This is a genomic window from Paenibacillus sp. Negev47, assembly GCF_058313655.1.
The window spans coordinates 6,649,739-6,676,156 of record NZ_CM177754.1; the positions used below are offsets into that span (position 1 = coordinate 6,649,739).

A 26,418-nucleotide genomic window follows, 5' to 3' on the forward strand; every position below is an offset into this window, starting at 1 on the left:
GATCTCTTCACCCACTATACCAACGTTTAGCGCCCACTGCCTAACCCGCGCTTCTAATGTAAAATATACTAACATATGAAAGAAGCATTAGAAATAATTAAGATTAGGGAATGAACGCGCAAGCAACATAAAAAGGCCGGAAGTCTTCACTTCTACGGCCTTTTCCTTATAATTATCATATATCTGTAACGTATTACAGGTTTTATTTGCAGTGAATTCATAGATTATCATTACCTGACTTTGGTTAAACCGAGCTTCCAGTCCTGATACCATTTGCTAATATTCTCACTGATGGGTATCTCCAAATCATGCTCCATTCTGGTGGTTAAGAGACGGTACTGCTCCTCCACACCGAGATCGTTGTGCATTTCATCATAGAGTTTCATTAAAATAAAATAACTTTCTTCCTCATCCGGAAGCATATGCTGGATACGTCTTGTGCTCTCAATGACTTTCTCCCCTAGCCCCTCCTTCTGGTAATAGAGACTTAATTGTCTCATGTGATACAACCACAGGTAGCGTAACCTTTCTCGTTCAGGCTCCGCCCACATGTACTCGTAATTGCCAAGGTACGTGCCCTTATACAGATGAAGCGCTTGCTCATATGCATGAACTGTACTTGAGTCTACAACTTTCCATTGCCTGATTTCCTGTTCCCACTGCTCACTATCTAACTGAGCTCCACCCAATTCAAGCCTGTAGCCTGCTTCCAAGTGACCACTTTGAATTGTAATCATATCCATTCCGCATGTCTTGAGGGTTTGGCGGACATGATACATGGCAGTATAGAGTTGATGTACCGTCTTGTCCTCTTCCAATTCAGGCCACAGCATCTCAAGCAGTACACTGCGATGAATGGTCTGATTCCGATGATGGAGCAGATATGCAAACAGCTCCTGTGCCTTACTAGTGCGCCACTTGGCAACTTGGATCTCCTTGTCTGGAAGCTTGAATTGAATCTGATTAAAACAGCAAATTAAAGGCACATTTGTATTATTTGACCGCTGCTTGCGTTTTGAACTCAGTTTCTCCCGTACTCGGCTCACCGTCTGCTTTAGTCGATCCTTCTGAATGGGCTTCATGACATAATCCAACGCCTGTAGATCGAAGGCATGCACTGCATATTGGTCGTAGCTGGTCACAAATATAATTTCGACCCCAGGTGCTGTGGCCTGAATCTGTTTTCCCAGATCCATACCGTCCATCTCTGGCATATGGATATCCAGAAATACCACATCAGGCCGGTGCTCCATAATCCCCCCCATAGCCTCTGTCGGATTCATATATGTAGCGATAATTTCAATACCGCTTACTTCCTTCTCTAGTGATTTTTGAAGGCCTATCAACGCTAGACGTTCGTCGTCAACCAATATCACTTTCACCGGAGCTTCCTCCTCGACCCTAAAGTCTTGAGATTTATTTACACTATTATACCATATCAGGTAACAGATCCGGACTAGAAGAGAGGAAGGTTCCATATGTCAGATGCGAATCAAAGCTTTGGGGAAACCTTATAACGCTCATATCCTGTACCAGGCTCATATATTACTTCAAAGTACGTATGTGACTTTGAGGTGCGTACTTCTCATCCTTCTTTTTCTGACCCACAATATGAACAGAAGAAGAGAGGAGCATGTCCATTGAAACCCGAACAATTGGTTACCCGTTACACTGCGCTTGTCATCGGTGCTGGAGGCGTTATTGGGAGAAACCTTATTGATCATCTGATGACACTCCCGCAATGGAATGTGATTGGTGTATCACGCCGTGGAGGGCACGATGCCCCCAGGTTACGTTATATATCAGCCGATTTACTGAACAAAGTGGACACGCAAGACAAACTGAGTCATTTAACGACAGTTACTCATATCTTTTATGCTGCTTATCAAGATCGCCCAACCTGGGCCGAATTGGTGCAACCCAATCTGGCCATGCTCGTCAATGTGGTGAATGCGATTGAACCGATTGCCCCAAATCTCGAACATATCAGTCTGATGCAAGGTTATAAGGTGTACGGTGCACATCTGGGTCCATTTAAAACACCTGCCAAAGAAACGGACGCACATCATATGCCTCCTGAATTCAATGTCGACCAGCAGCAGTTTCTTGAGGATCGGCAACCCGGAAGCAGCTGGACCTGGTCAGCTCTGCGCCCTTCTGTTGTATGTGGATTCGCTCTGGGTAATCCAATGAACCTCGCGATGGTGATCGGGGTATATGCCTCTATCTCCAAGGAACTTGGCTTACCACTTCGCTTTCCTGGGAAACCAGGAGCGTATCATTCCCTTCTTGAAATGACTGATGCGACATTGCTGGCTCATGCAACCGTCTGGGCAGCAACCGAACCTCGATGTGCCAATCAGGCATTTAATATCACCAATGGCGATCTGTTTCGCTGGAATGAACTCTGGCCCAAAATCGCTTCATTTTTCGAACTGGAAACGGCTCCTCCACTGCCCCTCTCCCTTACAACGGCAATGGCAGATAAAGAAGCTCTTTGGAGTTCCATGATTGAAAAGTATGGTTTGGTAAACACCCCTTATGATGATGTCTCTTCCTGGGCATTCGGTGACTTTGTCTTCTCGTGGGATTACGATTTCTTCGCAGATGGTTCCAAGGCTCGCCGATTCGGATTTCACGAATTCATCGACACGGAGGCTATGTTCATGAATATTTTTGGGAATCTGCGTGATCGCAAAATCATTCCATAAAAGAGAGAAAAAACATAATAAGCCGAATCCTGAATTGCAGAATCGGCTTATTATACTCCTTCAACCATCCAACCGTCAGGTTGGCGGTTTAAACAGAATTTCCCCTCTGTCGCCATACACTTTCTCCACATGTGTATCACCCCATCTACACATCAGATGAAGAATTTCTTTAAGACTCCACCCATACTCTGTTAACTCATACTCCACTTTAGGAGGGACCTGGTGATGGGAAATACGGACAATAACCCCCGCCTCCGTTAGTTCACCAAGTTGCTGAGTCAACACTTTCTGGGTGATCGCAGGGATCAGCTTCATCAGTTCGCCATTACGTTTCTTGCCAAAGGTAAGATGGAATAGTATAACGGGCTTCCACTTGCCCCCGATCACTTCAAGAAAGGCTTCAACTGCGGTGTTATATACTTTGAGCGGTTCCTCCATATCACCTTCTGTCTCCCTTCCAGACTATTGCTCAATCTTCCCGATTCATCTTCTCAAAAATATGAACTAATTGCGCTCGATCCTCTTCGTTTAATTTCTGGAATAATTTCTTACGCAACTTCTGGCCTTCCAATATTGCTCTTTCGAGGACTTCCACCCCTTTATCCGTAATGTTCAAATAAATAATGCGGCGGTCCGCTTCATCTACCATTCTATCGGCTAATCCCTTGGCTACCATCTTGTCAGATAAATAACTGAGTGTAGGTGGAGTTAACCCCAAAATCTTGGCAATATCCGAAGGTCGGCTTTTTCCATTTTGGTGGAGATGGCTGAGTACAAGCACATGAGAGACACCGAGGTCCTCATTGAATGATTTGTTCCATTGTATAATCAATTTATTAGTGAAATTATCCATGTTGTGTATAAGCTCAAAAATGTTCTGTTCTTCCATTAGATCCTCCTCGAAAAAATAAACAACAGCCCTCATTCAACTTAAGGGCTGTCATCATTTTACACGCTATTGGGCTGAGTAGCCACCATCGATCACCAGTTCAGATCCCGTAATGTACGAAGAATCATCCGACGCCAGGAACAACGCTGCGTTGGCGATATCAATAGCCTGTCCCAGACGCTGCAAAGGTGTTGCCTGAATCAATCGTTCTAGCAGTTCCTTCGATGTGTTCAGGGATTGGGTCATTGGTGTTTCGATGATCCCGGGAAAAAGAGCATTCACCCGAATACCTTGACGTCCGAAGGTGGTCGCAGCGGCTTTGGATAATGCACGTACCGCGCCTTTGGATGCCGAGTAATGGTTAAAACCTTGTCCAATCAAAGCGGTGTAGGATGAGATATTGACGATGGAACCTTTCTTCTGGGCTGCCATATAAGGAGTGACATGCTTCATGCCAGCGAATGGGCCGAAACCGTTAATGGAGAGCATTTTCTGCCAATCCTGTACATTGATTTCCTCAAATGGTTTCTCAGAAGAAATGCCTGCATTGTTGACCAGAATGTCAATTTTCCCAAAACGTTCATTAACTACTTTCGCCAGTGCCTGCCAATCCTCATCCGAAGATACATTCAACTTCATTCCGTACACATTCTCTTTTTGGCTTGCTTTCTCCAGGGCTTCCTCATTAATGTCTGCAGCAATGACGATGGCGCCTTCCTGCGCAAATAGATCAACGATGCCCTCCCCGATTCCCGAGGCTCCGCCAGTAATAATGGCTACTGAGTAACTGCCTTTATGCAACGAGCACGCCTCTATATACTTATTTTGGATTCCTTAGCGAAGCTAACGGAGCTGAACAAAAAGCTCGGTATTGGCGACATTTCCGGCATATCGCACATAACTGCGCAGCATAAAAAAACTGCATCCGTCATTTACGGATGCAGCCTTTTCAACGGTTCGTATAAAGAGAAGCTCTTAACCTTACTACAGTGAACCCTGAAGGTTTGCAGGTTGATTTCCCTCATTCACCAGGCCTTGAATAAAGGTTTCGAAATTAGGCGCAAGCCAAGTGATCTTGTAGCTTTCTTTTTTATCCACATGAACAACCTCGGGCTCACCCGCATTGCCGGATTCACGATAATCCAGCATCACTACCTCCGAATCGGAAGGACACTCACATAGAACAACACCGATTTCGGGGTAACCCCCCTGTTCGATGATATACCGGCTGCCAGCTTCGCCACCTAACGAATGTGCTTTCTCCCGTCCAATACCCAATATTCCCGCTACCTCAACGCGGATCTTCTTGGCAGCCTCTGCTTGGCTAACAGGATAATACCGATAGTGGGGAACACCACCATTATGTAACTTCATCATGTTAATATAGGAAGTTGGCAGCTTGAACACCAACTGCTCCTCCACTGACTCGACCTGTCCATCGGTAGGCGGGGCCAATACATATTGATCCACAGCTTCAGCGCTGTCATTCCAAAAACCCATTGGTTCCAGATGGCTAACACGAACAGGTGGTGCGATTGAGATTTCAGTGACTGATGGGACGGTATCCACGGGCTTCTCTGCAGATTCGGACGGCTCCTCCATTTTGCTTCGAATCCACTCCAGAAATTCCAGCGTATCTTCATCTTCAGGATCCAATTCATCCGCTCTTTCGAACGCCTGCAGCGCATGAGCATATTGCTCCAGATAGTAATAAGCCAGTCCAATCCGATAATGCCAGAGTGGGTCACCTGTGCCCTCTTTAACAACCGTCAGGAATTGTTCGACTGCCTCTTCATATCGTTCCAGGTTATTCAGCGCTCGTCCCAGATGGTTTACCAGCTCATAATCCCTTTCTTCCACAGGAATCGCTTGAATTGCATCTACAATTTCTTGAAATTCATCTTCTTCATGCCACTCTTGCAATTGAACCAACAGATCGTCTCTCATTCCTTTGGCCTCCCCGTTCATTCTCTCATGATTACGTATTGAAAATTATACCACTATCCGGATCACCATCTCCAGCAAAGCAAGATCCTTAGGGATATCAGGAATCGATATCTTTTCATTTCCGATGAAAAGGCTAAAAAAGGTAACCTGAACCCTGTTAAAAAAACCAGGCAGGCTACCTCCTTTATTCCTTCCACTACATTGCATTCTTCATTCAATTCAGCAACTCAACACAATCGTAGACCCAACCCGCACTCAACCAGTTCCCCAAGTCACTGGAACCGCTAATCGGCGTAATGGTTATGGTATTGGAACCATTCACGAAGTAGGATGCTGGAACATTCCAGCTAAAGGTTGTGTTGTTGCCACGATAGGTACCAATGGTGAAACTGCGAGAATTGGGCTGTGAAGACGCGGCAGGATTAGTTAATGCATGTCCATTAACCGTTACGCTAGGTCTGCCATTATTGTAGGCTGCGGTAATACCGATGTTGAGCATATGAGAAGATGAAGCTTGAGATGCATTCAAGTTAAACGTTATTGTAGTTGGAGAATTCTCACCACGGAACTGGATTGCCGGGAATCGGTTGGAAATACCTCCTTGGAATCCATTTTATAAAGCGCTTACATTATAATCCATAACAACCGAAACTTCCGTCTCATATCTTACAATTCCAATAAAATAATACCATTATATTACATATATTTGCAATGAAAACAGAGCATTGACCTGATAGAAAATTCTGAAAACGAAAAAACGCAGCTTCAAAAGCTGCGTCCGCGGATACTCATCCAGAGAAGATATCATCTCTTCCGAACAGGTATCCATATCTCACTTCTATATTGCTCTACAGTAATATCCTTGTGCTCATTCCATAGCATTTCCGGACCCTCACTAAGCTCATAGTCTGATGAAGGAAACCACTCTGCGTAGATCCGGCCCCACACTTCCTGAAGCGTGTCTGGAAACGGACCAACGACGGTAAATACGGCCCACGTCGAAGCAGGAACCTCAAGCTGTGCCAGACCTTCAGGCGCTTCTTTGGTCGTAGCTGCACCAATGTAATGATCCAGTTCTCCCTGTTCCGCCATTCGCCCTTCACTGAAATGGGCCGATGCACTGATTAAGCCCGTAGGCTGGATGTTCGATAAACCCTTTATCGTATCGATCAGTTCCGGTGTAAGATGCTGGTACATCGCAGCGATCTCCGGATTCACCCCGTGAAATATGATCGGCACCCTTTTACTAATACCCACGATTCGAAAAGCCTCTTTGTCTTCAATACGGTAGTTCATTTCGCTTCCTCCTTGAATGGTCAGTTGAAATGTCATCCGCGGGAAAGCTTTAAGGGATGGGCCATGGCTTCGCGCCTCGGAGGGTGTAGTGCCATGCATGCTTTGAAAAGCACGCGAGAAAGAATCCGGCGAAGTATACCCATATTTCAGCGCAATATCAATGATTTTGCTGTCACTTTGGCTTAACTCCATGGCTGCAAGCGTCAAGCGGCGACGTCGAATATATTCCGAGAGCGTTACACCACTAAGAAAAGAGAACATGCGTGTAAAATGATACTCCGAGCAACAGGCAATTCGGGAAATCTCCTTCATATCCAGGACGTCCATCAGATGCTCCTCCATATAATTCAACGCTTCATTTAACCGCCTCAACGTATCCATATCATCCCTCCCACGTTAATTCAAGCTTAGCAAAGTCTTTCTCTTTGCATCCGACATTTCCTGCACCATTCTGCAGGTAGCTCCCACATCGTTCGAATCTTCCTGAAACAGGAAAAAACCTGGAAAGGATATGTTCATCTAGAAAAGAATCGAATGAAGACAATGGAGCAGACAGGTACATTGACAAGTTTTGTGCGTATTCTCCATTTTGCAGATATGCCGTTCCTCTTATTTGCCGTTCACATATTTTAAAGAGAGATAGTTTTGATCATAACGGATAAGGGGAGCGGTCAAAATGGGAGCCAGGCCAACAAGATCTATCAAAAAGCAGGGAGTTTCTATTATTGCCTGCACGAAACGCCAAAGCTATATAAGAAACCTGTTTAATAACTACAGCCGACAGAACCACGCCAAGAAAGAACTTATCATTATTGTTAACAACGATAACATCCCCCTTACTCCTTATCTAAGCTTAGCCAAAAAACTTCCAAACGTACACGTTTATCGTCTTCCGGAAAGTACCTCCCTCGGCGCTTGTCTAAATTACGCTATTAAGAAAACGAAATACAACTACATTGCCAAGTTTGATGATGATGATTATTACGCTCCCTACTACTTGACGGAAAGCGTGCAGACCTTTCAAAGAACCAATGCCGATGTCATTGGCAAGCGGGCACATTACATGTATTTACGCGGATCAAAGACGCTTATCCTTCGTTTTCCACAAGATGAACATCGACCTGTGACCCTAATCCCTGGCGCAACGCTTGTCTTTAAACGCAAGGTAGCAAACAAAGTTCAGTTCCCGAATCGAAGCGTCGGTGAGGATGATCTTTTTTGCATTAGAAGCAAACGAATGGGGTACAACGTTTATTCTGCTGGAAAAAGTAATTTTGTCGCGATACGCCGGAAAAACTCATCCAACCATACATGGATCATTAACGACAAAGAACTCATCTCCCAAAGCCAAAAAATACCATCCGTTACGCATTACAAGAGATATGTGCAGAAAAAGCCAAAGGGCGTATTATAATGGCGAACTCAGGGAATTCTCGTGATCTGAATGGGGTTTCCATCATCGTTTGTACCAAACGGCGACAATGCATGGGTAACCTTTTTCGTAACTACAACAGGCAGAATTATAGGAGTAAAGAGCTTATCATCATATTAAATAATAATAATCTGCGTGTGAACGAATATATGAAGGAGGCAAAAAAATATAGGAACGTAAGGATCGTTTCACAGCCGGAACATGTATCGCTTGGCTATTGCCTGAATTATGGGGCTTCACTATCTAAGTACAATCTCATTGCTAAATTGGATGACGATGATTATTATGCTCCGCGCTATTTAACGGATAGCGTGCACACCCTGTTAAAGACCAACGCAGATATTGTAGGGAAACGAGCCCACTATATGTATTTGAGCAGCAAAAATCTCCTTCTGCTTCGTTACCCTACCAAGGCGAATCAATATGTTCCCCTGATTCAAGGAGCGACCCTTCTCGTAAAACGACATGTGATAATCGATGTTGGTTTTCCGGATCAAAATCGAGGAGAATGCGTAACGTTTTGTTCCGATAGCCTGGCAAAGGGCTATACGATTTATTCAGGAGGTACAGCTAACTTCCTTGCGATTCGCAGGAGGAACTCCAAAGATCATACTTGGATCGTAAGCGATAAAGATCTCTTAACAAGAAATGTTAAGGTACTGAAAGTGAAAAACCCAAAAAAATTTGTATGTCGAAATGCAAATTAACGGCAGATTGAATCTCAAAAAAAAGAGCAGCATTCCGCTGCTCTTCTCTGTTCTCGACCCGATAGTCATATGTGCTTGGACTCAAGCCAGATATTCCGCCATGATCTGCTCAATATTGAATGGGGTGACCCCTTTCTCCACCGAATAGATCGTATCGGCCTCATCCAACGTATCCACCAGTTCACCTCGGGCCTTGGCATGGAGCGTGAACAAGTCGTACAGGTCCGGTTTACGCAACGTGGTCAGGGCTTTGCCCATCAGGACCATCCCTTTTTGATTGCCCTCGACATTATTGTAATAATCCGGGTGTCTGGTTAGCGCCAGATCCGTCCAGATTACCGTACGCTCCACCAGATCCATAATGACGGGAATCGCTATCTGCGTATCCGCACTGATATCAATCTTGTTAGCCACCATGGACGGCTCGAAGATCTCGCCAGAACCCGGCTTCTTCCGCATCATCCAACCCACAAAACATTCCGGCAAATCACAATACGGATGACTCGTAAAGGAAAGCAGACTCGCGACCACATAACGTCCGCCATAATCAACGATCGAAGGAATATGCAGATCAATGAATTCACTTGCCCCTTGAGGCGCTGTCACGATATCCCCACTGTGAACGGCCCGGTACTTGGATGAACGCAGATTGGTATAGGAGATATGCTCCACATAGTTCCAATCCTTATCGTACATCACCGCAGACAGGTCAATGTCCACGCGCCCTGTTGACTTGCCATCCACGTCCCCCTCTTTCCACCAGTTGAAGAAACGAATCGTATCCCCCTCTGCCATCGGCACACGGCTTCCACGAACAATGGTATGAAGAGCCTTGCTTGCTGATCTTTGGGAAAAGGGCACCAGATAACTATGGAGCTGCGGATCGACATAGGTCTTCCCAAGCGGGGAAAGGTTAGCGAATCGCTCTACCAGCGCTTGCTCGCACAATTGTACGACATCCTGACACGTTGCTTCATCGATCTCTGGCAGCTCATTCGGAACGGCAAAGGCTTTGGCTACATTACCTTTCGGGAAAAAGATACGCAGATCCTGCGGTTCATTACGGTGGGCAAAATGCTGTCGCACCTGTAACAATACTGGGGTAGATACCTGTGGTATAACTTCACCAAATGCCAGCAGTACATATGCTTCATCTTCAGTCATCCGCAGCAAGTGATCCAGTCTTCTCGCGAATTCACCTGGACGCTGTGACAACAGATCGATTAGACTCCAGACATTTCGATATTGAAAGGCAAGCTCCACACTTCCGTTGAAGGTCGCATACGGCTTATCATTACGCAGAATATCAAAGGCTTCTTCGCATCGCGGATACCGAAGCTTATATTCCGAAGGATGAAGAATTTCGCCGAGGCGAATCCAGCGGTCCTTATACCGCAGCATATCCTCCGTTATTGAACCACATTGCTCCAGCAATCCGAGTAGTAGTCGTCTTTCGCGACGTTTGAATTTCCGGAAGGGAGAAGCCTCAGCCAGACTAACGTCACCATTGGACCACGCAACAGCCAGACGGAGAACATCACTTGCCGTTTTAAAATACAGGCCGATTCGGTCGATACCTGCTTTTTCATGCTTCAACAGTGAGGAGACAACGAAGCCTACATTTTCCTTGAACGGAATTTCATCAGGCAGAATCGCATCCACTTCACTTGGGTCTGCATGCTCCAATACTGTATCGATATCTTTCTTGTCCGTTTCAGAGATGGAACCCTTGGCTTCAATGATCTGACGGATTAGCCCCTGAAACGCTTGTTTGTTTCCTAAACCGATGACTTTCAAGTCCGTCTTCTCCAGCAGAGGCATTCTCTCCACCGATGGTTGATCAGGATAGACAACATTCAGGTGAGTTAGATAATGAATAATCGCATTAAGATATAACTCTGCTTCATCCACTTGCATCACCTGCATCGGGAATCCTGCATACATCGGTTGGTACTTCACATGTGCGCCGACCATGACTCTCAGATCAGCCACAAGTTGAATATATACTGCTTCAAATTGTTCTTTGGACAGCTGCCGCATTGCTTGCATCAACTCATCCGAGAAAGTGTATCCGAGTGCTTCGATATTTTTAAGGGCAGTCGCCAGATGAGTCTTCGGCAACTGTTGCTTCCCTTCGTTTGTTTCGATAATAAGTTTGTTCGCTCTGCGCAAATAGATCGTATTGTTCATGATAAAAGAGTCCAGGAAAGCCACATCCCTATAATATTGGATTAGGGTAGAAGGAAGGAATGTGATAGCCTGGACGCCTCCTCTCTGAAATGAAATCTTCAGGAGAGCTGCGACCCTATTTTCGCCAATGAAGTTAGAAGGAAGGATCGCAATAGCCTGAAGGCCAGCGGTTCGAAGTTCGTCACCCGAACCTCTGGTGAACCCATCATCTCAGATTCCACGATCTTCCAACAGGGTGAAAGTATTACGACATGAATTTAATGATGTAACAAAAAAACAGCCTCGCAAACAAAGCTGCGAGGCTGTGTATTTCCAATCAAATATTTGAATGTTTCCACTGTTGGTACCACAACTCAACTTCCAAGCCAGGACGTATGCCCGCCTCTTGTTGTAACGCAGTAACTAACTGATTATACTGAGCGATCACGGCATCTTTATTGCCTAATCGATCATAGGTCTTCATTAACGCCAGTCCGACTTCCTCCAATGATGGCTCGAATTGCTGTACCCGGTGATATAGCGCGAGTGCTTCCGTATTCTGTCCCAGTCCGATGTAATATTGTGCGAGTTGCATGGCATGATTACGCCATAGTGCATGCAAGCGCTGACGCTCCAACTCAGCCCATACGTAATCGTCCTCACCATAATACTTGCCTTCATATTGATCTGAGGTCTGCCGATGCTCGACCATTGTAGTCGACGACAATGGAGATAACCGGTTAAGACGACTTTCCCATTCTTCCACATCAACCCTGAACTCTCCTGTTTCCAATAGATAGCCAAACTGTTGATAACGAATGGACATCTTGTCCTCGCCCATGAATTCGTTCATCATGCTGCGCAAGCGATGGATACCACTATGCAGATTGGATATGCCTCGCTTCTCATCCAACTCTGGCCACAATAGTTCAAGGAGCTTATCCCGTTTAATCCGTTTGTTCCGATGGTGAAGCAAATAGGCAAATAACTCTCTAATTTTGCTTGTTCTGAACTTCATATGCTTCGGTGGCTCATTCGGATGCGTTTGGACCTGAAGCATCCCCAAACACCGTATTACCATGGATGGCTTTTCTGCCATATTCGGACTGTTTGGCACACATCGGCGTTGATATATCTTCATCGTTTTTTCCAAACGGTCTCGCGTTACAGGCTTCATGATATAATCCAGCACTTCAAGTCCATAGGCCGTCAGTGCATGTTCATTATGTGCTGTTGTGAAGATAACCTCTGTTTCTGGGGAAACTTCATGAATGCGTTCGGTCGCCTCGATTCCGTTCATTCCGGGCATCTGGATGTCCATGAAGACGATTTCCGGCAAATGACGTTCGATATGATCTATGGCTTCCTCTGCCGTCAGAAAAGAGCCGATAACTTCACAATCCTCTCTTTCTTGCAACAGTTTGTTCAATCTGCTCAGAGCGAGATATTCATCATCTACCAAAATCATTCTCATACGTACAACTCCTCTGGCTCACTGATCATCATTTAATCTATAATTTTACCATAAATCCTTGAGTGGTACCGCTATCGTATGAATAAAGAGATAACGTTTCGATATTCAAAAAAATTCCTCTTTGTCAGAGATTTTGCAGGAGTTTGAAGTAAAATGTCGAAAACTAAAGTCTGCCATGAAACTAATAACCTATAAAAAGATACCCCGATATGTATTGCTGTCGATTTTATTCCTAACTATTTCACTTGGCTTTCGTTGGATATGGTCCGAGTCCTTCACTATACCCGCACATCCTGAACCAGCCGAAGGCGTGTTGGACCTTCGAGGATGGGACCTCACCAACGCTTCACCCATATCCCTGAATGGAGAATGGGGATTTTACCCCCAGGCGTTAATCTCTAATCGTGACGTAAAAATAGTGGACAACCCATCCACACGGATTCAAGTTCCCGGTGACTGGCGGAATGCATTACCACAATCCTCATCGTCATTCGGATATGGAACGTATCATCTTCGCATCCTTTTAGATTCATCTGTGAAAGAAGTCTCTCTCTGGGGTCAGAAAATCCAGACCTCATCGATCATCGAGATGAACGGGACCATTGTTGCCGAATTCGGTCAACCTGCCACCCATGCCGAAGCCTATCGACCGGAGAGGACTGCATTTACGACTTCCTATGCGCTTGGCGGTTCCACCGAAATCAATCTTCTGGTGCAGACCGCTAACTTCGATGACCCTTATAGCGGTGGGATCACACGCTCTCTCTATTTTGGTTCTCCAGAAGCCATTGGAAGTGAACGAGGATTGTCTATCGATCTGCAAAAGATCACGTTCGCCATACTGATCTTGCACAGTTTATACGCTTTTATCATGTTTCTGTTTATCCGGAAGGAACGAGCTCTGCTGACGTTCTCGATGCTAACACTGGTAGCTGCCCTAACGGTCACCTCCGACCATGACAATCTGTTATTGAGTTGGATGCCACTCAACTTCACTTGGATCGTTAAGGCCAAAGCATTGTCCTATCCGCTGTTCGCATTCTTTCTTCTACAGATGGCCAGAAGTTTCTCCCATAGTTTACAAGGGCGTAAACTGTTTCGTATCTACGCCAGCGTGCTTGGTTTGTATTGTGTATTTTTGCTAATCGCACCGGTGACCCTGATCTACCATGTACTTGAGATTGGACTATCTGACTTCCTTTATCTGTTTGCCATTGGCTGGTCTGTATACCTGTTCTTCCGAATGGCAGCTGAGAAACGAAGTGACGCCAGCTTTTTGCTCTTTGCGGCAACCAGCAGCCTATCCAGCGTGCTATGGGGAATTGTGAACTCGCGTAGCGAGATCACCAACGTGTATTATCCGATTGATGTGATCGCGGCCATATTCGGCTTCTCCGCCTATTGGTTCAGGAAATACTTCCGCAATTCAAGTCAGATTGAGCAGTTGTACGAACAGCTCAAAGAGGAGGATCGGCAGAAGGATCAATTTCTTGTGAATACGGCTCATGAGCTGCGTACACCGTTGCATGGCATCATTAATATAGCCGAGAGTATCGCGGTCCGTGAACGGCGTAAATCAGGTGGGCAGCAGGCAGATGACATGAAACTGTTAGTTACCATCGGTCGACGCATGTCCCAACTGGTTGATGACCTGCTTGATGTCATTCGTCTGAAGGAGAAACGTATTAAACTTCAAAAGAAACCACTTTCCCTTGCATCTGTCATCCCAGGTGTGATCGGTATGTTCCGATTTATGGCAGAGGGAAGGCCTGTCCACATGAAGGTAGATATTCCTGAATCACTGCCGTTAATTCAAGCCGATGAGAGAAGACTTGTACAGGTGCTCTATAACCTGTTGCATAATGCACTCAAATTTACCGATGAGGGTACCATTACAGTATCTGTTCGGGAACAAGGAGATTATGTCTTGATCCAGGTCTCGGATACAGGCGTTGGCATGAGTGAAGAGATACAACAGCGAATATTCGATGCATACGAACAGGGAACCCCAGAGGCTCGCTTGAGCGGAGGAATCGGCTTGGGTCTAAGTATCAGCAAACAGCTCACTGAGCTCCATGGTGGACAGCTCACCGTGCAGTCTGTGCCTGGGGAAGGATCGACCTTCCAGATCTCACTTCCACGGGAAGATACCGAAGCGCTCTCTGACCAGACTGAGCAGCGCTGGGACACTCACAGCTTTGATGAAGTTGCGATCGCGGAGCCGCAGCAGCAAACCATATCTCACGATAAGACTGCCGCCCGTATTCTTGCTGTCGATGATGATCCTGTAAACCTGCGAGTGCTGATCTCCATGCTTGCAAATGAACCGTATCATATTCAACCCGCGGCCTCGGCGCTTGAGGCACTCGAATTACTGGATCAGGAGCCGTGGGACTTACTGATTGCCGATGTTATGATGCCTCATATCTCCGGCTATGAACTGACCGAGAACGTACGCAAACGTTATTCGATCTCTGAGCTTCCCATCCTGTTATTGACGGCCCGTAACGAACCGGCCGACATCTATGCCGGATTCATGGCCGGAGCTACAGACTACGTCACCAAGCCTGTTGATGCCGTTGAGTTAAGACATCGCATTGGATCACTGATCGCGCTGAAACAATCCATCGATGAGCGGTTGCGTATGGAGGCTGCATACTTACAGGCACAGATTCAGCCACATTTTCTTTTTAATACCTTGAATTCCATCATGGTACTTAGTGAGATTGATACGGAGCGAATGCAGAAGCTGGGTGATGCCTTTACGGAGTATCTTCAGACCAGTTTTCATTTTGTTAATTCGGAGAAAATGGTTGAAATTATACACGAGTTGGAGCTTTCACGTGCCTATCTCTACATTGAGAAGGAACGATTTGAGAATCGATTGAATGTGATCTGGGATATCCCAGACGAACTTGATCTATCCCTGCCCCCCCTCACCATTCAACCGCTTATTGAGAATGCAGTTCGGCATGGCGTTCTAAGTAAAGTGGTTGGCGGAACTGTCTGTATCCGGATTATGCGTCAGGCAACAGGTACTTTGATTGAGATCGAGGATGATGGTGTAGGGATGCAACCGGAACAGATCGAACGGGCATTGGCATGGCCCAAGAAGGGACCAGGGGGAACCGGAGGCATTGGATTAACCAATACACATCGCCGGTTGACACAGATGTATGGACAAGGCTTAAACATCGTCAGTTCACCGGATCAAGGTACGAAAGTATCCTTTGTTATCCCCTTGGACCGCAACACAGGAGTCTAAGCGATAAGATAGTTCTATAACTCTACAACTGGCATTCTGTACGATCAGATCCGTATGCTTTATGTAAGAGTAAGGTGAACGCGATGATAGCAGGATATGTTCAGCTTCAGGTTCAGATATACCAAATAAACCAAAAGAGAGCTAAGCACGGTTCATCCCGGCTTAGCTCTTTCCTTTGGCTTGACCATTATCTAACACGATAGGCTAAATGTTATACGTGAAGGACATGTTTTTCATCCGATAACCCCAGCGCCTTGGCTGTAGAAGAATGAACCTCTTTGAGAAGATCCAAATTCTCCACAAGGGATATGCCATAGGAAGGAATCATTTCCTTGATCTTCGGCTCCCATGCCTCCATCTGCTGCGGGAAGCACCGCTGAAGAATCTCAAGCATGACCTGAACTGCGGTGGATGCACCTGGTGATGCACCTAGCAAGGCCGCAATGGTTCCATCTGCAGACGTGACCACTTCCGTACCGAATTGCAACGTTCCCTTGCCACCCTGGACGGTATCCTTGATCACCTGCACACGCTGCCCCGCCAGAACCATATCCCAATCCTCGCTCTTCGCACCCGGAACAAAGTCACGCAATTCTGCCATACGTTGTTCTTTGGATAACATCAGTTGTTGAATCAGGTATTTGGTCAAAGAGATTTCTTTGACACCTGCTGCGAGCATCGTAAGCAGATTATGCATCTTAACAGACGTAATTAAGTCGGCATTGGAACCCGTCTTCAGGAACTTCGGCGAGAACCCGGCAAACGGCCCGAATAGCAGCGACTTCTTATTGTCGATAAAACGGGTATCCAGATGCGGAACGGACATCGGCGGAGCCCCTACGGAAGCCTTGCCATATACTTTGGCATGATGCTGTTCCACAACTTTTTGATTTTTGCACACCATAAAGATCCCACTGACAGGGAATCCACCGATATGTTTACCTTCCGGAATGCCCGTCTTCTGGAGCAAATGCAGACTTCCGCCGCCTGCGCCGATGAAGACGAATTTCGCCTTATGGCGTTCGACTGCACCACTCTTCAGGTTTTTCACGGATAATTCCCATTGTCCATCGCTGGTCCGTTTCATATTCTTCACGCTATGTTGGTAGTGGATATCCACGTTTTGTTCCTTCAAGTGTCTGAGCAGCATACGCGTTAAAGCACCAAAGTTAACGTCCGTACCGGAGTCAATCTTGGTCGCTGCAACAGGTTCATTACTTGTACGATCTTTCATCATCAGCGGCATCCATTTCGCCAGCTCTTTTTTGTCATCTGAGAATTCCATACCTGCGAATAGCGGGTGATTCGATAAAGAGTCATACCGTCTTTTCAAAAACTGGACATTGCTCTCTCCATGCACATAACTCAAATGAGGAATCGGCATAATGAAGTCCCGCGGATTACGAATCAGACGGCTCTTGACGAGATAGGACCAAAATTGCTTTGAGATCTGAAATTGTTCATTCACTTTAATCGCTTTGCTAATATCTACGGTTCCGTCTGGTCGTTCAACGGTATAGTTAAGTTCGCACAATGCAGCATGCCCGGTTCCGGCATTATTCCATTCGTTGGAGCTTTCCTCTCCTGCAGTGGCTAGCTTTTCAAAAACCTTAATATTCCAGTCTGGTGCCAATTCTTTTAGCAAAGTTCCCAAAGTTGCACTCATAATTCCGGCACCAATCAAGATAACATCTGTACTCGTTTGTCCCTGGCTCATGTCTACCGTCCTTATATCCTATATTTGCCAAAAGGATGTAAGCGTTATCGATTTGGCATTTGCAGCAAGCCCATTCTTGAACGGGGTCGCACCTTCTCTGAATGAATATAACCTTGATCTAGTGTATCAATAATATAGAGCAATTTAAATATGCAATTTCAAGATATTTGCTATTCCATCAGTATACGCTAGTTTACATCGGAACGTTAGCCCGGTTATAGGCCTGAAAGATATATTTGTTCAAAACAAAGAAAGGAGCCTCGTTTAGCCGTGAAAATGGATGCGCCAAAAGCCGCTCTCGAATCTCTTCGTAAGGCGGCTTTATATTTAAAATTAACTATTACCACCCCCGGCGTTTCGGGGAGTACTCAGAAGATCGAAATTAGTTCTTTCGTATAGGGATGGCGTTCTTCAGCGAACAACGCATCCGCGCCAAAGCGGTCAACGATCTGACCTTCCCGCATAACGATGATGCGCTGGCTCATGCGATGTACCGCAGCCAGATCATGCGAGATGAACACGTATGACAGACCCAGCGATGTCCGGAGATCCGTAAGCAACTGCAAAACTGCACCTTGCGAGATCACATCCAGGCTGGCTGTCGGTTCATCCAGAACGACAACGTCCGGCTCAATGCCAATAGCTCGTGCGATCGTGACACGCTGACGCTGTCCACCACTTAGCTCATGCGGATATCGTCCAGCCATATCGCTTGGAAGTTCGACAGCTTCAAGCAGCTTTTGGACGTAAGCATCCTTCGACGTATAGGTAAAGTGGGACAGCTCGGCGTTCCGTCCAAGTTGTTCGTACGGGTCGATCAGCGAATCGGCAATCTTGAGCTTCGGATTCAGTGCTGCCATTGGGTTCTGGAATACAATCTGAATCTTCCGGCGATGAGGCCGTAACCGTCGGCCGCTCAGCCGCGCGATATCCTGTCCGCCCAGTGTAATCGAGCCCTTATCCGCATCTTCGATCCGCAGTAGACAGCGGGCAAGTGTACTCTTGCCACAGCCGCTCTCGCCAACCAGGCCTAGACACTCGCCGCGGTTCAGGGAGAAGGAAATATCATTCACAGCCGGTCGGTCTGCACCTGCATACGTTCGGCTGAGATGTTCCACGTGAAGCACAGGATCGCCGGAGATGCTGAACGATGAAACAGTCTCTGCACCGGCGATATCTATATCAGCATCTGTATCTGCATGATCTGTATCTGTAGTATTTATGACTGTACTACCTGTGTCTGCATGGTTTACGTCTTTTGCAAAGTCATGGCTTTGCACACCGTATTCTTCGGACTGCACAAGTCCACGGCGTTCTTCATTGGTGGTCGTCTTCATTCCGTTCCTGCCTCCTTCAATCCCGACTTCAGCGAGCGACTCAAAACGGGAGCCGCATTAATCAGCTGGCGCGTATATTCATGCTGAGGATGATCGAGAATGCGATGCTTCCCGCCAGATTCGACGATCTGCCCTTCCTTCATGACTGCCAAACGGCTGGCATAGCGACGTACATGGCGCCAGTCGTGCGTGATAAACAGAATAGCGCAGCCCGTCTCCGCTTGCTTGCGTGCCAGCAGCTCCAACACGCGATGCCCGGATACACTATCGAGCGCCGTCGTTGCCTCATCTGCAATCAGCAGACGAGGAGACAGCATCAGCGATGTAGCAATTGATGCCCGCTGAAGCTGTCCCCCGCTCAACTGAAACGGATAGCGGCGCAGCAATTCTGCACCAAGACCAACGGATTCCAATGCTTCCTCAGCCCTTTTCTTGCGGGTGGCAGAAGACTTTTCCCCATGTACCTTCTGGTATTCATCAAAGTGCCCACCAATGCTGCGAAATGGCGTAAATGCTCCCTGATAGTCTTGAAAAATATATGAGATGCGGCTTCCCCGCAGGGCGCGCATCTCCTTCGGCTTCCGTTCGAGCAGATTGCTACCTTCGAACATGACTCGCCCCGACGCATGCAGGTTGGGCGGCAGCAGACGACCAATCGCTTGCGAGAGCAAGCTTTTGCCGCTACCGCTCTGTCCAACGAGTGCCATGAACTCGCCTTCGCGAACAGCCAGAGAGACTTGGTCTACAATAGTACGATCCCGACTGGAGATGCTCAGTTCCTCAATGGAGAGAATCATGGCTGCACCTCCTTCTTCACGTCAAACCGGTCTCGCAGATAGTCACCCAGCATGTTGGCAAGCAATACTACCGAGACAATGGCAAGGCCCGGGTAGATCATCAGCTCTGGCCGAGACTGGAAGTAAGGCCGTGAGTCGTTCAGCATCGCACCCCATTCAGGTGTTGGCGGCTGTGCGCCAAGCCCGATGTAGGACAATGATGAGATGAGCAGGATGATTTTGCCGAGATCGAGACTGGCTAACACGAGCACATGCCCTGCGATATGCGGAAGCAGATGCTTTCTCATGATTCGACCATCCGATAGTCCGTTGGTCCGAGCGATACGAATGTAATCCTTCTGTGACTCCGATAAAACCGTACTTCGAACGAGGCGGGCGTAGCTAACCCACTTCACGATCACGATGGCCAACACCAGATTGCCAATTCCCGCGCCAAGCAGGCCACTGAGCACAATCGCCACGATGGTATCAGGGAAAGCAAGAAAGGCATCGGCAATCCGCATGAACAGCTTATCGACCCAACCACGTTTGTATCCTGCGATCAGTCCAAACGGAATGCCGATCAGCAATGCAGCACCGAGTGCCAGCAGGCTATAACCCATTGTTTGCCCGCCGCCAAGCAGCAGACGTGTCAGTACATCACGGCCCAGATGGTCGGTGCCGAATGGATGGAGAGCACTTGCGTCCTGCAATCGTCCGCGAAGATCGGTTAAGGTATGATCATGTTTCAGAACTAAAAAGGCATATACGGAGGCCGCGATGACTAGCAGTGCAAATAGCAAACCAACGATCGCCTGCCAGCTATGTTTTTTAGATTTTGTCGTTGAAATGGGCAGGGGCATGGTTTTCATCGGTGGGCCTCCTTTTCCTTGAGTTTCATTTCAGGATTCAAATAACGATAAGATAGATCAACCGCCGTATTCACGATGAATACAAAGATAGCCATGATCAGGATGTAACCCTGGATCAGTGGATAATCACGCTGGCGGATGGCGTCGACGACAAGCTTGCCGATGCCCGGATAAGCGAACAACACTTCAATCACGACGACTCCACCAATCAGGCTACCGAGGCTGACGCCGAATACTGTAATTACAGGCGGCAGACTGTGCCGAAACGCATGAAGCATGAAGATCCGACCTTCGGATAACCCTCTTGCCCGGGCGGATCGAACGAACTCCTGACTTAGTGAATCTAGCAGGCTGGAACGCAAAAGACGCACATAGACGCTGGAGATGGCTAGTCCCAGCGTCAGAGATGGCAGAATAAGCGATGTGAATCCATCCCGGCCCATGGTCGGCAGATTGCCGAAGCGTACGCCGAACATGTCGATCAGGATTAGACCCAGCCAGAAGCTCGGCACCGCCGCACCCACAATGGAGAGCATCCGGCTGCCGCGGTCAATCCAACTGCCGCGATGGAGCGCTGACAGCGAGCCGAGCGGGATCGCTATGACGAGCATGACCAGCAGTGCGCCTATCGTCAGTTCAGCCGTAGCTGGCAGCGCACGCATCAGGGTCTGCATGACGGGCTGGCCTGTCGAATACGATACACCGAAGTCGAGCCGAACGAAATCGAGTAACCAATTGCCGAACTGGACAGGAAGCGAATCGTTGAAGCCCATCTCCTCGCGTACAGCTTCGACCTGCTCCTGACTGACGGACAGTTCGTCTACGTTCAATATCGTCAGCACGGGATCACCAGGAGCCAGACGAATGAACAGGAAGCTTACAAACATAATGAACAGCAGAAAGATAAATACCTCAAGGAACTTTCGAAGCAAAATGCGAAACATTACATCACATCCAGCTTATTCGTAATCATGTAATATTCACTGCGGGTGGTAACCCAGTTCTTAATCTTCTTACCGTTATAGGCAACGATCGTACCAGGATGCAACACGAATGAATTCAGCACGTTGTCATGTACGTAGTTGGCTGCCTTCTCGGCAAGCTCTGCGCGCTTCTCCGGTGCAACTGTGAGATTCAGTTCGTCAATGATCTTGGTAAGTTCCGGATCTTCAGATCCACTGAAGTTAAGAGCACCCTTCGGATGGTAAGTCGCATTCAGGTAATAACCAGCATCCCCACGCGGAGCTGTCAAATTACTATACGTCGCAATATCCCAGTCGCGGTTGGACGCCATATAATCTTCCGGGGTGTCAATCTGGCGGATCTGCACGTCGATACCGATCTTCTTCGCATCAGACTGGAACACTTGAGCAATCAGTGGCAGATCGGCACGAGCTGAATACGTCAGCAGCGTCAATTGCAGCGGCTTGCCATCTTTCGTCATCACGCCATTTTGCAGCTCGTATCCAGCTTCCTTAAGATAGTTCACTGCGGCGTCAGGCCCAGATTGCTTAGCAGTCTCTGCATAATTCGGCGCGAACGGCAGCGATGGCAGGAACGGACCGATGGCTGCTTCGCCGTATCCGAGAAGGATCGTGTCCACGATGCCCTGACGGTCGATCAACGCATCCACCGCACGACGGACGTTAATGTCCTTCATACTCTCCCGCTGCATATTCGTCGTCATCTGATGCACGCGGAACGTCGACGTGGACTCCACAGTCATGCCATCCATTGCTTTGAGCGATTCGAGGCTCTCGACCTCTGGACGGTATACGATATCAACCTGACCAGATTTGAGCGCTAATGTGCGGGCATTGGCATCTTCATTGAATGAGAATGTGATGGAATCCAGTGGAGATGCTCCATCCCAATATTCATCGTAGCGATCCAGATCCAGCTTGCTGCCTGGGGTAAAAGAGGTCAGCTTGAACGGGCCCGTACCAATGGGCTTGTTCACAAGGTCCGGCTCACTCACGTCGATAATCGCCGTGTTCGGATTCACCAGCTCTGAAGCAAATTCCGGGAAAGGCTGAGTTGTGGTAATCTCCAGCTTGTCACCCTCGGCTTCTATCGTATCGATCTTCAGTGCGTTCTGAATCGCTACATTCTCTTCCAGCGCCCGCTCAAGGGATGCCTTAACGGATTCACCCGTCATCGGCTTGCCGTTCTGGAAGGTCACGTCATCTCGCAGGTCGATCGTCCAATGCTGCCCATCTTCGCTCTCCCAGCTCTCGGCGAGCCATGGAGCAACCGTTAGATTCTCTTCATCGAGACGAACCAGCGTTTCCGTAATGCCCGCGCGCAGCGGCACATAGCTGGAATCCACATGTGGATCTAACGAACTGGTGGAGAAGTTATATAGGAAGTGAACATTTTTATTATCGGTGGATGGTTGCGCAGCGGGACTGGACTCAGATGATCCGCAGGCGCTCAACAGTCCAGCGCTCAAGGCCAAGGAGACCAGCGCTAGCAGTGGCGTCTTTTTATTCAAGGTAATGCCCCTCTCTCTTAATCGTAATCATTATGATCTAAACAATGAGTATTATCATATCGTAATGATTACGTTTTGACAAGAGTTATATTGGTGGTGTAACGAGAAAAAATCCGACTCCCGGATGAGAGCGGATTCTTCATGTTTTTTGTTACATATGAGGGCTTGATTAGTAGGCATTTCCTTTGCAATTCGAGATTGTTTACAGGTAGAACCATGCAAGATTTCTCGAAGAGTTACAACCCTGTTTCGTAGTCTTCTAGCAAATGTGACCAGTAACCTTCGTCATTCTTCATTGCTATCGGATCAATCTTCTCAAAATAACCACGAAGTGCTCTAGCATACTCATCTGAGGTATATGTACCTTCCAGTCTCATTTTAGTTGCCAGTTCACTTCTAATTAGATGAAACAAAAAGAAGGTTCCCAAATTCTTATTGAGCATATATACGTTGGACTTATCCAATGATGACGTTGCGAAAAACATATCGCTCCCTTGTTTTAGATAGAGACCATACGAGTCACGCATACCATAACTTGCGAAGTGACCAATCTGAATATATTCCTCTCATTCAATAACTTTCACTTGGAAAGCTTCAGATTCATAAAAGGAAAAATCATCATATTGTTCTGGAACTCCTATGTCGATTAAAAAATGAGCATTCTCTTCACTTATGCCCAAATCTTTTAGATTAGTACAGTCATAATTAATTATTTCCGTGTCATAGTAGTCCTTTATCTCTACGATATCAAAATACATGATCTCACTCCTCTAACTTTTAAAATGCTTGAGCTAGAGCCATACGACTGATCTAAGAAATCACTGCTTCACCCAGGCTTCCAGTCCCTCATCACTTATATCAATTGGTGCCTGCTTAGACATGTATTCGGCATGCGCTAGAGGAAAAGCATAGCCACCTGTAATAATCTCACCATGCTGTCTTCTAATGGTTCCTCCTCTTTCGATTAAAAGAATCAAAGGTTCATACAAATCATTAAACTCCGACGCAATTTCATTTCCGGAATCAAATAATAACAACCATTCCAAATATGCTTCACACGTTCCTTTTAGGAAATTTTTTTTTAGTCCCTTTAATTGAGGACATTTTTCAGTTATATCCAGATCAACTTCATATCCGAACGAACGAGAAGCGTTGAAGAAAGGATACGATGTTTTCAAACGGTATGTAGTGGTCAATATTGCTGCTCTTCTAATATACTCCTGTAATAATGCCATGTTTGAGGGCTCATCTGTTCTACCGGAAGTACCCCAATTGATGCTGTTTATTCTTTCTATACCTTTACATAATTGATTCATTAATACCTCCTCCTCTAGAGTCAACTATTCAATTCTAATAACTTCCCATATAAAGCTACCAACCTCAGAATATATACAGATTTGTACTTTCACTAATAAATGCGCTAGGTAAAATATCTTGTAAATTTTCAATTCTACCCGTCATATAATCTAACTCACTCCCGTTTAAATGTTCCTTTGCCCACTCCCTTAATCGTTTTAACTCAACTACTGCAGCTTCTAATTGGTGAAAATATATTTTAGATCCATCCCGAATCAGGGCTATTCCTAATTCATGTATTGCTGCCTCCCAGTATTCATCATAAAATTCCTGAGTAGCAATATTCTCACTGAGTGTAAGCTCACAATTCCGGTCTTCTATATCCCCGTTATATCTGTATAGACCTACGGACATTAGTATCCCCCCAGTTTGATCAACATGATCCTTTTAGATGTCGCTAATATCTTGTACTGAAACATTTAAATGTCTCCAATAATTAAGAGGATACGCTGAACTACCTACAACCATTTCGCCTTGTCTTATGATGAAACTCCCGCCTCGTTCAAAGAATTTTATCATTGGCTCGTAGAGGTCGATATATTGAATTGCTTCATCCACTCCTTGATCTGCTAATTCGGAGACTTCTAAATAACCGCAGCAAATTACCTTCACATAGGGGTTTTGTATTTTGTCCAGTTTGGAACAGGCTCGATATACTTTTTCATCTATGGCTTTTCCAAGGATTTTAGCAAAACTAAATAGAGGATATTGATCTATTGAAGCATCCATTTCATTTAATAATTGATTAACACGTCTCAGATATTCTTTAATCAGAATATGAGACGATTCTAGTGAGCTATCTTTGGTATCCTCCAATGAAATAAACGACAAACGTTCAATAGCTTTGGTTAGTAGATGCCCCATGTTTTGCTCCCCTCTCATCGATTATTAAATCTATTCAAAGTTCCTTAAAAGGTAACGACTAAATAACGCAGCCCTAGCAACTGCGTTATCGTTTGAATTTATGTTCCTTGATCTCAATCACTTTGTCCGAAATCCTCCATTATTTCTGCGGCTATAATACAACCAGCCAAGGACAAGAAAATAAAATCCTAGACTGTCACCGTTTCTTGAATCTATCGTACCCGATAGTTAAGTCACTTATAACGAACTATACCCGCATGCCAATGAATTCTTCCGTCAATATGGCCGGCCATGGCTAGTTCTTCAATGCGTTGATTTCATCACTCATCAGTTGAATGAGATCTTCGCGAGCATCTATTATGGCCGGATTATACAACTGAATGAAATCATTCGAGTCTATCTCTATCTGGATCTCTTTCTGTTCTTTCCCCACTATAGGCTTTTTAATCTTATTGCGTTCATAAATATACTCTTCTATATACTGTTCAGTCGATATTCTGCTAAGACTTGATTGGTACTTATCTATCGCTGCATCAATTTCTGGTCCAAACATTGCTTTGGCCATATAGAAAGATCCGTTTAACTCTATCGAAGTTCTGTCGAATTCGTCTGCATATTTATATTCCAACGGAAAGTCTTTTTCCATTTTTTCGTATAACTTCCCATTCTGCTCAGTCGTCAAACTTTTCCCGTAGGATTGAACGCTAAACGCCAATGCAATAAGCAACTTAGAGTGGATCAGCGATTGTTGCTTGGACATGTTTGCGGAAATGTCCTCAAATATAGCGAATTTCCTTTCGTCAATATTATTTTTCAGATTATCTTGTTGCGTCGCTTTGTACTGTGTTTCCCATGAATTTTGTGTAGTCTCGGCAATTACCAGAGCAGAAATTACGGCCGTCAACATCCCTCCTAAGATCGTGATTAGATGCAAGATCAATGGATTTCGCTCTGCCCTCCCATTGACCTTGTTACCAGAAATTCTATATCTACTTTTGTTCTCCGTGTTATTGCTTCGAATCATTCTTAATCTCCGACTCATGTTCTTCTCCTTTTATCTAGTTGTCTTATCAACAATAACAAACAGATTCCTATTCTTCACAGTCGTCGAC

The 26,418-nt window shown here is 46.2% G+C and carries 25 protein-coding genes; 4 read left to right on the top strand and 21 right to left on the bottom strand.

What is annotated here, in order from left to right; all coding sequences use genetic code 11:
• Positions 1–230: 230 nt before the first annotated feature.
• The gene (locus tag AC4G47_RS29855) at positions 231–1,382 is read right to left on the bottom strand and encodes a response regulator (RefSeq protein WP_491104134.1); all 1,152 of its coding nucleotides are present in this window, start codon (positions 1,380–1,382) and stop codon (positions 231–233) included.
• A gap of 258 nt (positions 1,383–1,640) precedes the next feature.
• Between AC4G47_RS29855 and AC4G47_RS29860 the strand changes: the two genes are divergently transcribed.
• Positions 1,641–2,711 carry an SDR family oxidoreductase gene (locus tag AC4G47_RS29860; protein WP_491104135.1) on the top strand — a complete coding sequence of 357 codons (1,071 nt, stop codon included), beginning with the start codon at positions 1,641–1,643 and terminating at the stop codon, positions 2,709–2,711.
• A gap of 75 nt (positions 2,712–2,786) precedes the next feature.
• Here AC4G47_RS29860 and AC4G47_RS29865 read toward each other — a convergent pair whose 3' ends face one another.
• From AC4G47_RS29865 to AC4G47_RS29890, 6 genes are all read right to left on the bottom strand, one after another.
• Positions 2,787–3,149: a winged helix-turn-helix transcriptional regulator gene (locus tag AC4G47_RS29865; protein WP_145324899.1), complete on the bottom strand. Its 363-nt coding sequence runs from the start codon at positions 3,147–3,149 to the stop codon at positions 2,787–2,789.
• Between the two features lie 31 nt (positions 3,150–3,180).
• The gene (locus AC4G47_RS29870) at positions 3,181–3,600 is read right to left on the bottom strand and encodes a MarR family winged helix-turn-helix transcriptional regulator (protein WP_458124671.1); all 420 of its coding nucleotides are present in this window, start codon (positions 3,598–3,600) and stop codon (positions 3,181–3,183) included.
• Positions 3,601–3,666: 66 nt separating this feature from the next.
• Positions 3,667–4,401, bottom strand: a complete 735-nt coding sequence (locus AC4G47_RS29875) for an SDR family NAD(P)-dependent oxidoreductase (RefSeq protein ID WP_491104136.1) — start codon at positions 4,399–4,401, stop codon at positions 3,667–3,669.
• Between the two features lie 183 nt (positions 4,402–4,584).
• Entirely contained in the window at positions 4,585–5,547 is a 963-nt protein-coding gene (locus tag AC4G47_RS29880) for an SMI1/KNR4 family protein (RefSeq protein WP_491104137.1), read from the bottom strand.
• Positions 5,548–5,761: 214 nt separating this feature from the next.
• Positions 5,762–6,142 carry a polysaccharide lyase family protein gene (locus AC4G47_RS29885; protein WP_491106833.1) on the bottom strand — a complete coding sequence of 127 codons (381 nt, stop codon included), beginning with the start codon at positions 6,140–6,142 and terminating at the stop codon, positions 5,762–5,764.
• Between the two features lie 209 nt (positions 6,143–6,351).
• Positions 6,352–7,224: an AraC family transcriptional regulator gene (locus AC4G47_RS29890; RefSeq protein ID WP_491104139.1), complete on the bottom strand. Its 873-nt coding sequence runs from the start codon at positions 7,222–7,224 to the stop codon at positions 6,352–6,354.
• Between the two features lie 295 nt (positions 7,225–7,519).
• Here AC4G47_RS29890 and AC4G47_RS29895 point away from each other — a divergent pair, with 295 nt between their 5' ends.
• On the top strand, positions 7,520–8,257 hold the full coding sequence (locus AC4G47_RS29895) for a glycosyltransferase family 2 protein (RefSeq protein ID WP_491104140.1): 738 nt from the start codon (positions 7,520–7,522) through the stop codon (positions 8,255–8,257).
• Positions 8,257–8,982: a glycosyltransferase family 2 protein gene (locus AC4G47_RS29900; protein WP_491104141.1), complete on the top strand. Its 726-nt coding sequence runs from the start codon at positions 8,257–8,259 to the stop codon at positions 8,980–8,982. The genes AC4G47_RS29895 and AC4G47_RS29900 overlap by 1 nt, the downstream gene beginning before the upstream one ends.
• 81 nt (positions 8,983–9,063) lie before the next feature.
• On the opposite strand, the gene AC4G47_RS29905 is transcribed toward AC4G47_RS29900, so the two are convergent.
• The gene (locus AC4G47_RS29905) at positions 9,064–11,172 is read right to left on the bottom strand and encodes a TerD family protein (protein WP_491104142.1); all 2,109 of its coding nucleotides are present in this window, start codon (positions 11,170–11,172) and stop codon (positions 9,064–9,066) included.
• Between the two features lie 316 nt (positions 11,173–11,488).
• Positions 11,489–12,625, bottom strand: coding sequence for a response regulator (locus AC4G47_RS29910; RefSeq protein ID WP_491104144.1), 1,137 nt, complete (start codon positions 12,623–12,625; stop codon positions 11,489–11,491).
• 418 nt (positions 12,626–13,043) lie between these two features.
• Here AC4G47_RS29910 and AC4G47_RS29915 point away from each other — a divergent pair, with 418 nt between their 5' ends.
• Positions 13,044–15,890, top strand: coding sequence for a hybrid sensor histidine kinase/response regulator (locus AC4G47_RS29915; protein WP_491104146.1), 2,847 nt, complete (start codon positions 13,044–13,046; stop codon positions 15,888–15,890).
• Between the two features lie 211 nt (positions 15,891–16,101).
• Here the strand turns inward: AC4G47_RS29915 and AC4G47_RS29920 are convergent, their stop codons facing one another.
• From AC4G47_RS29920 to AC4G47_RS29975, 12 genes are all read right to left on the bottom strand, one after another.
• Positions 16,102–17,607: a malate:quinone oxidoreductase gene (locus tag AC4G47_RS29920; RefSeq protein ID WP_458124682.1), complete on the bottom strand. Its 1,506-nt coding sequence runs from the start codon at positions 17,605–17,607 to the stop codon at positions 16,102–16,104.
• A 368-nt stretch (positions 17,608–17,975) separates the two neighbouring features.
• On the bottom strand, positions 17,976–18,944 hold the full coding sequence (locus AC4G47_RS29925) for an ABC transporter ATP-binding protein (RefSeq protein ID WP_491104147.1): 969 nt from the start codon (positions 18,942–18,944) through the stop codon (positions 17,976–17,978).
• Complete coding sequence (locus AC4G47_RS29930) at positions 18,941–19,741, bottom strand: ABC transporter ATP-binding protein (protein WP_491104149.1); 801 nt, start codon at positions 19,739–19,741, stop codon at positions 18,941–18,943. Before AC4G47_RS29930 ends, AC4G47_RS29925 begins: the two co-directional genes overlap by 4 nt.
• On the bottom strand, positions 19,738–20,592 hold the full coding sequence (nikC, locus tag AC4G47_RS29935) for a nickel transporter permease (RefSeq protein WP_491104151.1): 855 nt from the start codon (positions 20,590–20,592) through the stop codon (positions 19,738–19,740). Before nikC ends, AC4G47_RS29930 begins: the two co-directional genes overlap by 4 nt.
• Positions 20,589–21,536, bottom strand: coding sequence for a nickel ABC transporter permease (gene nikB, locus AC4G47_RS29940; protein ID WP_491104153.1), 948 nt, complete (start codon positions 21,534–21,536; stop codon positions 20,589–20,591). Before nikB ends, nikC begins: the two co-directional genes overlap by 4 nt.
• Positions 21,536–23,086 carry a nickel ABC transporter substrate-binding protein gene (gene nikA / locus AC4G47_RS29945; protein WP_491104155.1) on the bottom strand — a complete coding sequence of 517 codons (1,551 nt, stop codon included), beginning with the start codon at positions 23,084–23,086 and terminating at the stop codon, positions 21,536–21,538. The genes nikB and nikA overlap by 1 nt, the downstream gene beginning before the upstream one ends.
• A gap of 236 nt (positions 23,087–23,322) precedes the next feature.
• Positions 23,323–23,499: a hypothetical protein gene (locus AC4G47_RS29950; protein ID WP_491104157.1), complete on the bottom strand. Its 177-nt coding sequence runs from the start codon at positions 23,497–23,499 to the stop codon at positions 23,323–23,325.
• A 153-nt stretch (positions 23,500–23,652) separates the two neighbouring features.
• The gene (locus AC4G47_RS29955) at positions 23,653–23,844 is read right to left on the bottom strand and encodes a hypothetical protein (RefSeq protein ID WP_491104159.1); all 192 of its coding nucleotides are present in this window, start codon (positions 23,842–23,844) and stop codon (positions 23,653–23,655) included.
• 60 nt (positions 23,845–23,904) lie between these two features.
• The gene (locus AC4G47_RS29960; RefSeq protein WP_491104161.1) at positions 23,905–24,402 is read right to left on the bottom strand and encodes a hypothetical protein; all 498 of its coding nucleotides are present in this window, start codon (positions 24,400–24,402) and stop codon (positions 23,905–23,907) included.
• 64 nt (positions 24,403–24,466) lie between these two features.
• The gene (locus AC4G47_RS29965) at positions 24,467–24,796 is read right to left on the bottom strand and encodes a hypothetical protein (protein ID WP_491104163.1); all 330 of its coding nucleotides are present in this window, start codon (positions 24,794–24,796) and stop codon (positions 24,467–24,469) included.
• Between the two features lie 33 nt (positions 24,797–24,829).
• Positions 24,830–25,306 carry a hypothetical protein gene (locus tag AC4G47_RS29970; RefSeq protein WP_491104164.1) on the bottom strand — a complete coding sequence of 159 codons (477 nt, stop codon included), beginning with the start codon at positions 25,304–25,306 and terminating at the stop codon, positions 24,830–24,832.
• A gap of 295 nt (positions 25,307–25,601) precedes the next feature.
• Positions 25,602–26,348, bottom strand: a complete 747-nt coding sequence (locus AC4G47_RS29975; RefSeq protein WP_491104165.1) for a hypothetical protein — start codon at positions 26,346–26,348, stop codon at positions 25,602–25,604.
• Positions 26,349–26,418 lie beyond the last annotated feature (70 nt).

Coding starts and splice junctions, on each gene's coding strand:
- AC4G47_RS29865 (WP_145324899.1), bottom strand. CDS start 3,149: ATGGAGGAACCGCTCAAAGTATATAACACCGCAGTTGAAGCCTTTCTT.
- AC4G47_RS29870 (WP_458124671.1), bottom strand. CDS start 3,600: ATGGAAGAACAGAACATTTTTGAGCTTATACACAACATGGATAATTTC.
- AC4G47_RS29880 (WP_491104137.1), bottom strand. CDS start 5,547: ATGAGAGACGATCTGTTGGTTCAATTGCAAGAGTGGCATGAAGAAGAT.
- AC4G47_RS29890 (WP_491104139.1), bottom strand. CDS start 7,224: ATGGATACGTTGAGGCGGTTAAATGAAGCGTTGAATTATATGGAGGAG.
- AC4G47_RS29895 (WP_491104140.1), top strand. CDS start 7,520: ATGGGAGCCAGGCCAACAAGATCTATCAAAAAGCAGGGAGTTTCTATT.
- AC4G47_RS29900 (WP_491104141.1), top strand. CDS start 8,257: ATGGCGAACTCAGGGAATTCTCGTGATCTGAATGGGGTTTCCATCATC.
- AC4G47_RS29905 (WP_491104142.1), bottom strand. CDS start 11,172: ATGAACAATACGATCTATTTGCGCAGAGCGAACAAACTTATTATCGAA.
- AC4G47_RS29910 (WP_491104144.1), bottom strand. CDS start 12,625: ATGAGAATGATTTTGGTAGATGATGAATATCTCGCTCTGAGCAGATTG.
- AC4G47_RS29920 (WP_458124682.1), bottom strand. CDS start 17,607: ATGAGCCAGGGACAAACGAGTACAGATGTTATCTTGATTGGTGCCGGA.
- AC4G47_RS29925 (WP_491104147.1), bottom strand. CDS start 18,944: ATGAAGACGACCACCAATGAAGAACGCCGTGGACTTGTGCAGTCCGAA.
- AC4G47_RS29930 (WP_491104149.1), bottom strand. CDS start 19,741: ATGATTCTCTCCATTGAGGAACTGAGCATCTCCAGTCGGGATCGTACT.
- nikC (WP_491104151.1), bottom strand. CDS start 20,592: ATGAAAACCATGCCCCTGCCCATTTCAACGACAAAATCTAAAAAACAT.
- nikB (WP_491104153.1), bottom strand. CDS start 21,536: ATGTTTCGCATTTTGCTTCGAAAGTTCCTTGAGGTATTTATCTTTCTG.
- AC4G47_RS29955 (WP_491104159.1), bottom strand. CDS start 23,844: ATGTATTTTGATATCGTAGAGATAAAGGACTACTATGACACGGAAATA.
- AC4G47_RS29960 (WP_491104161.1), bottom strand. CDS start 24,402: ATGAATCAATTATGTAAAGGTATAGAAAGAATAAACAGCATCAATTGG.
- AC4G47_RS29965 (WP_491104163.1), bottom strand. CDS start 24,796: ATGTCCGTAGGTCTATACAGATATAACGGGGATATAGAAGACCGGAAT.
- AC4G47_RS29970 (WP_491104164.1), bottom strand. CDS start 25,306: ATGGGGCATCTACTAACCAAAGCTATTGAACGTTTGTCGTTTATTTCA.
- AC4G47_RS29975 (WP_491104165.1), bottom strand. CDS start 26,348: ATGAGTCGGAGATTAAGAATGATTCGAAGCAATAACACGGAGAACAAA.